General features: G+C 26.0%; 12 protein-coding genes. 7 read left to right on the top strand and 5 right to left on the bottom strand.

The genetic code is table 4. From position 1 onward, the window contains the following. Positions 1-164: 164 nt before the first annotated feature. Both rplK and rplA read left to right on the top strand, forming a co-directional pair. Positions 165-758: a 50S ribosomal protein L11 gene (gene rplK, locus EI91_RS02515; RefSeq protein ID WP_036452771.1), complete on the top strand. Its 594-nt coding sequence runs from the start codon at positions 165-167 to the stop codon at positions 756-758. Continuing rightward, positions 758-1,453, top strand: a complete 696-nt coding sequence (gene rplA / locus EI91_RS02510; protein WP_036452769.1) for a 50S ribosomal protein L1 — start codon at positions 758-760, stop codon at positions 1,451-1,453. The genes rplK and rplA overlap by 1 nt, the downstream gene beginning before the upstream one ends. Positions 1,454-1,536: 83 nt before the next feature. On the opposite strand, the gene EI91_RS02505 is transcribed toward rplA, so the two are convergent. Continuing rightward, on the bottom strand, positions 1,537-1,863 hold the full coding sequence (locus EI91_RS02505) for a S1 domain-containing protein (protein WP_036452768.1): 327 nt from the start codon (positions 1,861-1,863) through the stop codon (positions 1,537-1,539). 385 nt (positions 1,864-2,248) lie between these two features. Between EI91_RS02505 and EI91_RS02500 the strand changes: the two genes are divergently transcribed. Both EI91_RS02500 and EI91_RS02495 read left to right on the top strand, forming a co-directional pair. Further along, positions 2,249-3,604 carry an MAG3090 family protein gene (locus EI91_RS02500; RefSeq protein WP_036452767.1) on the top strand — a complete coding sequence of 452 codons (1,356 nt, stop codon included), beginning with the start codon at positions 2,249-2,251 and terminating at the stop codon, positions 3,602-3,604. A gap of 98 nt (positions 3,605-3,702) precedes the next feature. Beyond that, positions 3,703-6,885, top strand: coding sequence for a CCDC158 family protein (locus EI91_RS02495; RefSeq protein WP_036452765.1), 3,183 nt, complete (start codon positions 3,703-3,705; stop codon positions 6,883-6,885). A gap of 154 nt (positions 6,886-7,039) precedes the next feature. On the opposite strand, the gene tsf is transcribed toward EI91_RS02495, so the two are convergent. The 3 genes from tsf to EI91_RS02480 form a co-directional block, all read right to left on the bottom strand. Beyond that, entirely contained in the window at positions 7,040-7,918 is an 879-nt protein-coding gene (gene tsf / locus EI91_RS02490; protein ID WP_036452760.1) for a translation elongation factor Ts, read from the bottom strand. Between the two features lie 31 nt (positions 7,919-7,949). Then, on the bottom strand, positions 7,950-8,732 hold the full coding sequence (gene rpsB / locus EI91_RS02485) for a 30S ribosomal protein S2 (protein ID WP_051789176.1): 783 nt from the start codon (positions 8,730-8,732) through the stop codon (positions 7,950-7,952). Between the two features lie 216 nt (positions 8,733-8,948). After that, on the bottom strand, positions 8,949-9,791 hold the full coding sequence (locus EI91_RS02480) for a Cof-type HAD-IIB family hydrolase (RefSeq protein WP_036452758.1): 843 nt from the start codon (positions 9,789-9,791) through the stop codon (positions 8,949-8,951). A gap of 75 nt (positions 9,792-9,866) precedes the next feature. On the opposite strand from EI91_RS02480, the gene EI91_RS02475 reads away from it, so the two are divergent. The 3 genes from EI91_RS02475 to EI91_RS02465 are packed head-to-tail and all read left to right on the top strand — an operon-like array spanning position 9,867 to position 11,222. Further along, on the top strand, positions 9,867-10,334 hold the full coding sequence (locus EI91_RS02475; protein ID WP_036452756.1) for a hypothetical protein: 468 nt from the start codon (positions 9,867-9,869) through the stop codon (positions 10,332-10,334). Then, positions 10,334-10,828: a DUF4231 domain-containing protein gene (locus tag EI91_RS02470; RefSeq protein WP_036452754.1), complete on the top strand. Its 495-nt coding sequence runs from the start codon at positions 10,334-10,336 to the stop codon at positions 10,826-10,828. Before EI91_RS02475 ends, EI91_RS02470 begins: the two co-directional genes overlap by 1 nt. Beyond that, positions 10,815-11,222, top strand: coding sequence for a hypothetical protein (locus EI91_RS02465; RefSeq protein WP_051789175.1), 408 nt, complete (start codon positions 10,815-10,817; stop codon positions 11,220-11,222). Before EI91_RS02470 ends, EI91_RS02465 begins: the two co-directional genes overlap by 14 nt. Positions 11,223-11,254: 32 nt before the next feature. Here the strand turns inward: EI91_RS02465 and EI91_RS02460 are convergent. Continuing rightward, positions 11,255-12,290: endonuclease (locus tag EI91_RS02460; RefSeq protein ID WP_051789174.1), on the bottom strand; the 1,036-nt coding region annotated here is incomplete at its 5' end.

Raw genomic sequence — 12,290 nt, 5'->3', positions numbered from 1 at the left:
TTTAGTAGAAAACCACTAATAAATAGGTTTAAAAAAAATATCTAATTAAAAATTGTAAAAATTTAAAATTTAATATAATTTAAAAGCAATATAAAATATTGTCGCCGTGGGAGATAATTCATCGAAATTATCGTTGGACCACAATATCGAAAGGATACATAACAATGGCAAAAAAAGAAATTCAAAAAGTTGCTAAGTTAGAGTTCATCGCAGGACAAGCTAAACCAGGTCCAGCACTTGCTGGTGTTGGTGTTAACATGCCTGAATTTACAAGAGCATTTAACGACGCAACAAGAGATAGAGGAAACGAACCAGTTCCAGTTCAAATTACAGTTTACAAAGACAAAACATTTGAATTTAAATTATTCACAGCTCCAGCTTCATTTAAAATTAAACAAGCTGCTAAAATTCAATCAGGTGCTGCAAACGCTAAAACAACAATCGTTGCAACAATTTCTAAAGAACAATTAAGAGAAATCGCTGAATACAAATTACCAGATCTTAATACAGATGACGTTGATGCTGCTATGGCAACAATCGCTGGTACAGCAAAACAAATGGGAGTTGTTATCGAAGGATACGACGACATTTTCAAAGCTAAAGCTCAAGCTAAAGCTGCTGCTAAAGCTGCTAAACTTGCTGCTGCTAAAGAAGCTGCTCTTGATGCTGCATTAGAAAACTTAGCTGAAACAAAAGGACAAGCAATTGAAGTAACAACAATTTCTGATGAAGAAAAAGCTAACGAAGGAGAAGAATAATGGCTAGAAAATTATCAAAAAATTTAAAAGCTGCTAGAGAAGCATTCGATAGATCAGTTGCTTATGAATTAACAGAAGCTATTGAATTAGCTAAGAAAACTTCTTATGCAAAATTTGACGCTTCAATCGATTTAGCATTCAACCTTAACCTTGACGTTCGTAAAGCAGATCAACAATTACGTGGAGCTGTTTTATTACCAAACGGAACAGGAAAATCAGTTAGAGTTTTAGTTGCTACAAACAACCCAGAAAAAGCTAAATTAGCTAAAGAAATGGGAGCAGATATCGTTTTAGATGGTCAAGCAGTTGAACAAAAAATTAAAGAAGATGACTTTGATTTTGACGTTATGGTTGCAGATCCAACAATGATGCCTTTACTTGGAAAATATGGTAAAAAACTTGGACCTAAAGGTTTAATGCCAAACCCTAAAACAGGTACAGTTACTCCTACACCTGAAAAAGCTGTTGAAGAACTTAAAAAAGGAAAAGCAAACTATCGTACAGATAAAGCCGGAATCGTTCACTCTCTTATCGGAAAATCAAGCATGTCAACTGAAGCTTTAGTTGAAAATGCTAAAACACTTATTTCATTAATTAAAAAATTAAAACCTGCCGCTGTTAAAGGAACATACATTCTTAACTTAACAGTTTCAGCTTCAATGGGACCAAGTGTTAAAATTAAATTAGAAAAATAATAATTAAAAATACGCTAATTGTTAGCGTATTTTTAATTTACTAAAACCTAAAATTATAGGCTTTAAGATTTTTTAATATCCTTCTAAAGTGATTCAAGAGTATTTTTAATTAAGTTTTCAAAACCACTAGGTGTTTCTTTTAAACGATAAATAAAAGGCGTATCCATAAAAGTAGGATGATTACGTTTAAAGCTACCAACTCCTGTTTTGCGAGTAGTGTCATATTTTAAGACAACAAAGTTAATAATATCTTTCACTTTTAAAATATCTTGAATTTTGGTTTTAACATAGTCTGTAATTTCGTTTTTATAAATAATAAATTTAATTCCTTCTTTTGTTTCTAAAACAACAAATTTACTTCCGGTTCTAATAACTTTTGCAGTAACTACATCTTTTGGTTGATAATTCATGTTTTAATTATATTGCATTTTGAAAAAATAAAAAAATGAATTTTTGCTAATTTTAAAACTTTTAGCACTATTTTACAGGCAAAAACGGTATTTTTTTGCTAAAAATTAAGATAATCAATAAAAAATAACTGTAAAAAACTTTTATATCTATTTTTTAGGTATAAAAAAATGATATTTTTTCTAAAAAAACATATTTTTTATGAAAAAAATATTTTTTTAAGTCTAGGTGCAAGGGTTAAAAGTAAAAAAACAAGATAATTTAGTAAAATCACTAAAATAACGTAAATTAATTTATAATTTTAATGGTTAAAATATAGTGAGTTTTTAATCAAAATTTTAAATATTGCAATATATAAAATTTAAATAATAAACACAAGGAGAAAATATGAAACGTTTACAATGTTTGTACAAGCCTAATAAAGATAAAAATTATCCTTGAGCTTTAAAACACCCAAAAGTAGACTCAGCTTTAGCAGTTTTCAAAACAAGAAAAGATGCTATGACTTGATTCTTATCATTAGAATACGATTGTGCTACTTGATTCCAAAATGATAAAAAAGTTTGAGGTGGTCTTTTAATTGCTGAAAAAGATGCAACATCAAACAAAATGGAATATGAACTTAATGTTGAAAAATTTGATGGAAATTTAAATTATGAAGAAACATTAGAAGAACTTAACATTAAAGAAGATGGTTACAGAAATGAAAAAGGTGCTAAAAAAGCATTAGAAGCTGTTTTAGATTACAAGGTTTTAAGCGACCACCACACATACTTCCCAGTAGATGACGATATTGTTATTGAAAGAAAAAAATCTAAAAAAGACTTAGAAATTGAAGAATTAAGAGCAAAAATTTTAGAATTATCTGCATTACTTACATCAGCAAATTCAGATTTTAAAGATGAAGTAGCTAAATTAATGGAACAACTTCAAGATTCAAGTTCAGATAAAGAACTTTTAAAAAGACAAATCGAAATTTTAAAAGCTCGTCAAGAAGCAGAAGCTAAAAAAGAAGTTAAAGAAGTTGAAAAACCAGTTGAAAAAGAAGTTGTAAAAGAAATCGTTAAAGAAGTAATTCGTGAAGTTGAAGTTCCTGCAAAATCAGATGTTGTTAAATATACTTCATTTGATGAATTAACAGATATTAATAAAGCAAAAAGTTTAGCTTTATATGCTAAAAAAATGGAAAAAGTTGTTCAACAACTTACAGAACAAACAGTTACATCTCAAGAAGACTACAAAGAAATTAATAATAATTTAAACTTAGTTTCAACTAAAATTAAAAACCTTGAAAGTAAAGGTGTTTTAGATGAAGATGCACAAAAATTATTAAAATTAACAACATTTTCATACAACAGAACACTTGAAGCATTTAATAAAAAATTGGTTGGTTCAAAAGATATTAAAGACAATCCATCAACAGCTGTGTATGTTAAAACAGAAAGTGGAGATAACTTAAAATTAGCTCAAGTTTCTTCATATGTTTTATTAGAAAACAAACATGTTGGATTTGTTCCTGAAAAAGATTACCATTATGCAATTTTTGAAAAAGCAAATAACACAACAAAATTATTAGTATTTGACTGACCAGTTGAAAACGAATCAGTACAAAACGAAACTGTTGTAGTTGAAGAAAAAGAAGAAGTTGACTTCTGAATTAAAGCATTATTCGTCTTCTTGCTTGCATTTGCTTACGCAGTACTTGCAACATTAGTTATTGTTCTTGCTATTGGTCTTATCTAATTCTTATACACAAGCAAAGTATTATACTTTGCTTTTTTTATTGTTCATTTTTGGTTTTCAATCAAGAAAAATTTAAATACTAATTGAAAGGAGAAAAAATGCAAATACACAAAAATCATAAAGCTTTATACTTAGGTATAGGATTAGGAGCATTAGCATTAATTTCAACACCTATTTTAGTTACTCAATTAACAAAAGTATCAACTAATACAGTTTATATTTATGAACCTTTACTAAAAAATAAAGAGAAAATAGTAAACAATCTTAAAAAATTTGATACTAATTTTAAAAATGAAAATACTAAGATGGAAGAAAAACTGAAGGAATGAAAAGAATCTAATAAAAACCAAAATGAACTTTTGATAAAAATTAACACAGAAATTGATAATTTAGGAAATAATAGGATTGAGCTAGAAAAAATTATTAATTTATTCACTCCTTTAAAACTTAATTTTAGTAATTTATACAGTTCATTAAATGATCAATATAAAAATTCGCTTAAATTATTTAATCAATATAAAGAAAACAATGTTTCTTTAAATTCAAATGATATAAGTGATTTTTTAAACAAATTTCAAGATTATAAAACTCAGTTAATAACTTTTTCAAATACAATAAATAAAAGTATTGAAAACATTGAAATAAACCTAAACAGCGATTTCATTAATCAAAGTTCGAATTCTACTGTTGCTGAGAACCTAATTAATGAATTAAGTAATTTTAAAAATTATAATGTAGAATTCAATTCCAATTTAGACAAACTTAATATTGAGCACATGCAAGATATAAGTTCTTTAATAAATTTAGCTAATGATTTTTTTAATAAAAATACTATTGGTTCTAAAAAGTTAAATAGTTCATTGGATTTATATTTAGAATCAGTTAAAACAAAAGCTAATTTAATTAACACTAAAATTGATTTTTATAAGTATGCAAAAGAAATGCTCATAAATTCATTACAGTTGCTTTCTAGCTATCAAAACCAAAATAAAAATTTATATGAGCTAATTAAAAATGATTCTATCTACTTAAATAGCATTATTAATGATGGTAACATAAACCTGCAAATAAAACAAATGATTTATAAAACTTATATGTATGCATATGCAAATAAGTTGGAATTACTAGCAAAAAACTTATTGCAGTATTTAACACATCTAAGTGAAACAGATTTATTTAACGATAAGCAGCTGTCTGAAATATCAAAAATTCAAAATGATATTCTAAATATACAAAAAGAAAACCAAAAAAATTGAGAAACTAACAAACAAATCAATGAGTTAGACATTAGCAAAGTTTTTGATAGTATATATACAATTAGTTTTATTAAAATAGGAGAAATAATTAATATTGCGGATCAAAGTATTAGTGCTTATCAAACTGACCAAAAGAGTTTTGAAAAGCAATTTGATGAATTGCAAAAAACTGAAAATTTTATTTTAGAAAAAAACATTACAATAAATAATATAGAAATAAAAGCTGAAAACATAGATAATCAATTAACTTTTATTAATGACATACTTAAAAATAATACTGTTATTTCAAATGAAAACAAAAACAATTTATTAAACAAAAAAGTTTATTTAAATGATGAACTAACAAAAATTAAAAGACAATTAAAAGATGAAAAAACACAAAATAATATTTTGATTAATAAATATAATGATATAGCTAAAAAATTAGCAGAAACTAATTCTGAATTACTTAAAAAATTACTTTTAATTAAACATATGAACTATTCAATGAAAGTAATATTAAATGAATCTTTTAACCAAAATTTATTAATTAAAGATTTAAAAAATAAAATTAGTGATTTAGTTAATGACAAAAATCTTTCAATTAATACAAAAAGAAAAGAAATAGATGAAAACATAGTAAAAATTCAAAAAATTCAAGGATTATTAGAAAAAAATAATATTGAAAATAAAGCATTAAATGAAAAAATTGATTTGTATCAAAATAAAATTAATGATTTAAATAAAAAAATCGCTAACATTAATTTAGCAAATCGTAACTTAAAAGCAAATAAAGAAATTTTAGAAACTCAAATAAATTCAATAAATAAAAACTTAAATGATAAAACAGAAAATATTAAGTTACTAAAAAACGAAATTTCTACTTTAAAATCTAAAATTGAACAAAAGAAAAAAGAATTAGAAAAAAGTGAGTTAAATAATGAATTAAAAGCTGACGAAATAGAAAAATGAAAATCAAACATTCAAGAAAATATTAAAGAGCTCAAAAGTAAAGAAGAAAAAATAAATAGCTTAAATTCTAATATCCAAAATTTAAAACTAGAAAAAGAAAAAATAACTAATATTTTAAATTCTGAAAAAGAAGATAAAATTAAAATTCAAAAACAATTTACTTTAATTTCAAAAGAAAAAGATGAATTAATTGAAAAGTTAACTAAGGCTAATAATGAGTTAATTTTACTTCAAACTAATCACAACACAGTTCTAAAGGAAAAAGAAGATATTGAAAGAAAATATAAAATAGCACTTGCAAATAATGCTTCTACTGAAAACAAACTAAGTATTGTTATAGAAAAACTAAAAGAAGACAAAAATAAGTTAAATGAAACAATTTTAAATTTAAAAAATGATAAAGAGAATTTAAATACAGAAATAAACAAATTAAATAATGAACTAACTAAAGAAAAAGAGAATAAAAATACACAAAACGATAAGCTAGCTTTAACAAATGCAAAATATGATGAATTAAAATTAAAATTTAACAAATTGCAAAATAACTATAATACTCAAATAACCTCTTTATCAGCCGAAAATGAAAAGCTAAGAAATAAAGTCTCCGAATTAAACAGCAGCTTTTTACAAGCTTATAATGAAAAACAAAAAATTCTATCAGAAATGACGTTAGAAAAAAATAAATTATTAGCAGATATTGAGGCATTAAAAATCAAAGAATTAGCATATGTTAAGCTAATTATAAAAGCTAACGATATCATACTTAGAGCTATTGCTATTTTAAAAACATTTAAAGAAAATGATTATGTAATACATCATGATTATTCAAATCCACCAAAATTAAAATATGTTGTTGTTCATGATCCTAACGGATACACAAGGCACGAAGAACCTGACTATGCTACATATAGTAAGGAACTGGAAGAATACAATAAAACAGCACATATTGTTGAACATGGCATTAGAAATAATGGAAAAGAAGTTGTTGAAAATGTTTTAAAAGTTTTAAATGAATGAAGTTTAAGTGATACATTAAAAAATGACATTGAAAAATTAATAGAAACAAGTAAATAAAAAAAGCCACATACGTGGCCTTATATAGGATTAAAGTTGATGTTATTTTTACTGGGAAGATGATTTTATCACCTTCCGTTATATATTTTATAACATTTTAAAAAAGAAAGAAATAAATTTCTTTCTTTTTTAATAAATTTATTTGATTGGATAATTATTTTACCATGCTTGCAACTTCAGCTGCGAAATCAGATTGAACTTTTTCAATTCCTTCTCCAACTTCGTATCTTGTTGTAGACACAAGTTCATCGCCGTGATTTGCTAAATATTTAGCAACTGTTAAACTATCTTCCATAACAAAAGCCTGTTTTTCTAAAACAAATTCTGAAAGTTGTTTGTTTAATCATCCTTCAACGATTGCATGTTGAATTTTTTCTGGTTTATTTGCAAAACCATTTGGTTCTTCAAATCCAGCTTTAACAGCTTCTAATTTATCAGCAGGAATGTCTGAAACTAAAACATATTCAGGGTTCATTGCTGAAACGTGCATTGCAACATTTTTTGCAGCTTCTGAATTTGAACCTTTTACTTTAACAACTGCAGCAACACGATTGTTTGCGTGTACATAAACACCTAAAACTTCTTCTGCTGACGCTGAAACTCTAGAAACACGACGTAATGAAATATTTTCACCAATAACTGCTGTAGCGTTTAAAAGTGAGTTAGCAACATTTTCACCATCTGATAATTTAACTTCTAAAGCTTCTTCTAATGTATTAGCTTTTGATTCAAACACTGCTTTAGCAACTTCGTTTACAAGTGCAACGAATTTTTCGTTTTTAGCAACGAAGTCAGTTTCTGAGTTAATCTCAATAAGAACTGCTTCTTTTTCATTTCCGTATGCAGAAACCATACCTTCAGCTGAAATTCTACCTGCTTTTTTAGCAGCTTTAACAATTCCATTTTCTTTAAGTCATTGAATAGCTTCTTCAATGTCAAAGTTTGTTGCTTCTAAAGCTTTTTTACAATCAACAAGTGCAGAATTTGTTCTTGCACGTAATTCTTTAATTAATTCGATTTTGTTGTCGGCCATAATGCCTCCTTATAGTATTTTAATTTTTTTATTAAGCTTTTTTAGCTTGGAATTCAGGTAAAACAACTTTATCATCTTCTTGGTATGCGTATAATTGTTGTCCACCTTGAGCTTTAGCAATAGCATCAGCTAAAACTGTCATAATTAATGTAATTGATTTTGCTGAATCGTCGTTAGCAGGAATTCCAAAGTCTAAGAAATCAGGATCTGAGTTTGTATCTAAAATACCAATAACTTTAATTTTCTTTCTTTTTGCTTCTTTAACAGCAATTTCATCTTCGTTTGGATCTGCAACAATCATTACTTGTGGTAAACGTTTCATATCTTTAATACCATCAAGGTTTTTGTGAAGTTTATCTAATTCTTTTTGGAAGTTTAAAGCTTCTTTTTTAGTGTAACCTTGGAAATTTTTAGCAGCTTTAGCTTCTAATTCTTCCATTTTCTTAACACGTGACATAATTGTTTCGTTGTTTGTTAATGTTCCACCTAATCATCTTTCTGTTACATAAAGTGATTTTGTTCTTTCAGCAGCAGCTTTAACTGCTTCTCTTGCTTGTTTTTTTGTACCAACAAAAATAAATTGCGCATGTTTTGATGCTAATTGGTTAACAAGTGTGTAAGCATATTCAAGATATTTTTGTGTTTTTGAAATATCAATAATGTGAGATCCTTTGTTTCTTTTGTTAGGAACAATAAAATCTTTCATTTTTGGATTTCAAGCATGTGTTTTGTGTCCGAAGTATGCTCCAGCTTCTAATAATTTGTTTTTTGAAACAATTGGTTGTCTTGTTTCTGTTTTTTTGTTTTCTGTCATAATTTTTCCTTTAGTTTGTTAGTCAATATAAGCGTTTCTGACACCTAGCACTCAAAATGAGCACACCCAAGTGAATTCGCGCTTATAGTTCATTATTTTATAATGCAATAATGGAGTTTTAAAACTCTTTATATATTTTAACAAATTTTATTTTTGAAAATAAAAATAGAGCTAGTTTTTTAGCTCTATAAATTAACTATTTTAGAATAAAAATATTTATTTTTTAACTTTTGACTGTTGTGAAACCATTCTTTTGAGTTCAAAATCACTACGATATAAATAGTCATCAATAGCCTCAACTAAACCTAGTTGATCAACACAAGAAGTATAATATTTAGCAAATGTTTTAGTGTAATCATCAGCATTTTCCATTACATATGAATAACCGGCAACTTGAAACATTGAAATGTCATTTTGACTATCACCAATAGCCATAACGTTGTCAACACTGGTTTCAAAAACATTATCACAAAGTCATTTTAATCCACTACCTTTTGAAACTCCCGGTTTAGTAATTTCAATATGTGAATTAAGATTACAAATATTTAAATTGATTTTTAATTCTTGTGATTTTTTATAAAACTCTTGGATTTTCTCAGAATCTCCATAAATTTCAATCTTATGCATATCTTCATTTAGACGACCATCTAAAATTCATTCATCATACTCGCAGAATTTTGTAATAAAATCTTTAAATTCATCAGTATATAAATGTAAATAATATTGATGTGTTCCAAAATAGTAAAGACCTACACCAACTTCCTTAGCTAAATCAAAAACTCTTTTAGCTTCTTTTAAATCTATTTTTTCTAAATGTAAAATCTTTTTTTCTAAGTTATCTCAAATTAAAGCACCATTTGAACAAACGATATATCTAGAACTAAGTTCATCAGCTAAACGTTGAATTTTTTGGTAAGGACCATTACCTGTATTAATAACAAATTCGATTCCTTTTTTACTAATTTCTGCTGCTTTGTTAATTGTTTCAGGTGCTAATGTTTTATGTGGAAAAGGATAAATTGTACCATCTACATCACTAAAAATCGCTCATTTTTGCATTCATACTCCTCTTTTTAATATATAAAATATTAAATTAATTATACTATGTACTAATCTTTATTTTATAATTAAACCATGAATAAATTAATAAAAGCATTAGAAAAGAAATTGGAAAAAGATAAAAAAAATTTTAAAAGATACAAATTTTTAGATACCTTTACTTCTGTTTTTATCGCTATTTTTAATATAGCAATTATAGTTTTAGCAATTGATGCTTTAGTAACTTTAATTAAATTATCAAATGAAAAAGGTAACAATGTTGATATTTTTACTTATGTAATATTAATTATCTTAGTAGTATTAATCTTAACAACTTTCATCATAACAATTGCACTAGCAATTTATAAATATAACTCTCGGCAAAATGAATATTTTAAGTTGCTAAATACTATTAAATACCTTGAAACAAAGTATTTAACAGGTCATATAAAAGATGAAGAGCTTGATGAATTAGCTGAAAAAATTATTCAAAAAGCTAATAATAAAACAAAATTATTAATCAGCAAAGCAATTACAGAGCAAATTACGAAAGGACCTAAGTAATGTCAAAAGCATATTCAGAATATCTCAAAGTTAAAAAACGTTTAAAAGCACAAGTTTGAACATATGGTTTTTTATACTACTTATTGAATTTCACTACTATTTTTGCTGCTTTTTACATAGCTTTATTAGCTGTTTTATTTTTAGCTGGTGCTAATACTAACTACATTGAAGAAAATCCATACAAGGATGCTCAATTTTTACACAGCTCTGGAGTTTATGTAATTTTCACCACAATTATTAATTCAATAGTAGGTTTAATTTCAGGAATTTTATCTTTTTTTCTAATTAATAATAAATTTCAAAGTAAAAAAGTTCAACTAAAAAAACTGGAATTTGAAGAAATAGCTTTTCGTTCAAATCTCGGAAATTATTCTAACTTTCATTCACAAAAAGAAAAAGAGTACTACTTATATAAAAGAACTCTTGTTCATATCCAATTTGAAAGATACCACACAGAAATTATCAAAGGAGATAGTTTTTATGATTCTAAATAAGAAAAAAGGTAATAAAAAAGAAAATATACCTTGTTTAACTAAAATGTCAGTTGCTAAAAAAATTATTAAACGTAAGTATATTTTAGATAAAAGTTTTTTTATTTTTTTATCTCTTCTTGCTATTGTTATCTCAGCTACCACATTGATTTGAAATCTATGATCAATTCGTTTTAACAAAGTTCCTGAAGAAACTATGGATTACTTTGTTGCAATAGCTTGCTTAACTGCTTTTGTAACTTTTACAGTTTCTATTCAATCTTTTTTAAATATTCAAGATCGAAAAAATACATTAAAAGAAAATATTTCTCGCAATCAAGAATTACTTAATGAAGTTGAGCAAGGTAAAGATTTAACACAAGAAGATATAGATCAAATACTAAATACAATCAATTAAAAAACAATATATTATTGCTAATATATTGTTTTTTATTTTGCTTCTTTTAAAACTAAAACACCTAAATTATGGAATGGAACATTACCAAAAAGCGAATTAACTAAATTAGGATAATCAATAAATGGATTTCTTCTTTTATTTTTAGTTCAATTAGAAGTTACGTTATTACGTACTACGTCAAATTCATCAACTAAATCAGATTTATTTCAAGATAAATATGTATCTAAGAAATGTTTTACTAAATATGGAGATTCTTTTTGAAATACTTCTTTTGCTTCTGCGGTTTTTCTAATATCATCTTTTCCATAAGTTAATGCAAAATATAAATAAGCTCTTGCTATGTCACCTTTAAAGGCATCAATCGGTTCAAAAACTTGTTGTGAAATACTGTTTTTTCCAAGCTTACCACCATTTAAAGCTGTAAATGTTACTTCTGAAGTAACATTATCATGTGGATAATTCGATCTTTTTCCATTAACTCCTATATCAGTAGGTCAAACATGGAATGGATCATTTCTCATTTTGTCAACTTTATTAAATCATGATTGAGGAATAACATGTTCTCGGTTTGTACCTTTATTTTCGACATTATTATTTAAATACTCTGATTTCTTACGAGTTTCACCAATATAATTTGGATAAGTATATGGATCTTCTCCGTTAGGATTTTCTGAATAAATATCTAATAAAGTACCATCTTTTTCATAAAAATTATCTTTAAAAGCTTTTGTTGTTTTGTAAAAATCTTTTAATTTGTCATAATTTCCAGTTTCTGTTTTTGAAGACTGTAATTTTACTAAAGCAGTTAATAAAGCATTCCCGCTTAATCCTTCAAGTGATTCATAATAGTTATTTGATGAATCATAAATAAATTTATCACCTATTTTTCAATCTGTTTCAAAAGGTAATTTTTTTTCTTCGTTTGCAACAACTTTTGATTCTTTAGGAGTCGTTATATTGTCTTTTGCACTTCCTGGTTGACTGCTATCTTGTTGTGCTGGTTGACTGCTATCTTGTTGTGCTGGTTGACTGCTATCTTGTTGTGCTGGTTGACTGCTATCTTGTTGT

It is taken from the genome of Mycoplasma buteonis, assembly GCF_000733865.1.
Classification (GTDB): Bacteria; Bacillota_I; Bacilli_A; order Mycoplasmatales; family Metamycoplasmataceae; genus Mycoplasmopsis; species Mycoplasmopsis buteonis.
Note: the sequence above shows the minus strand (reverse complement) of the source record. Positions and strands in the feature narration are given on the sequence as shown.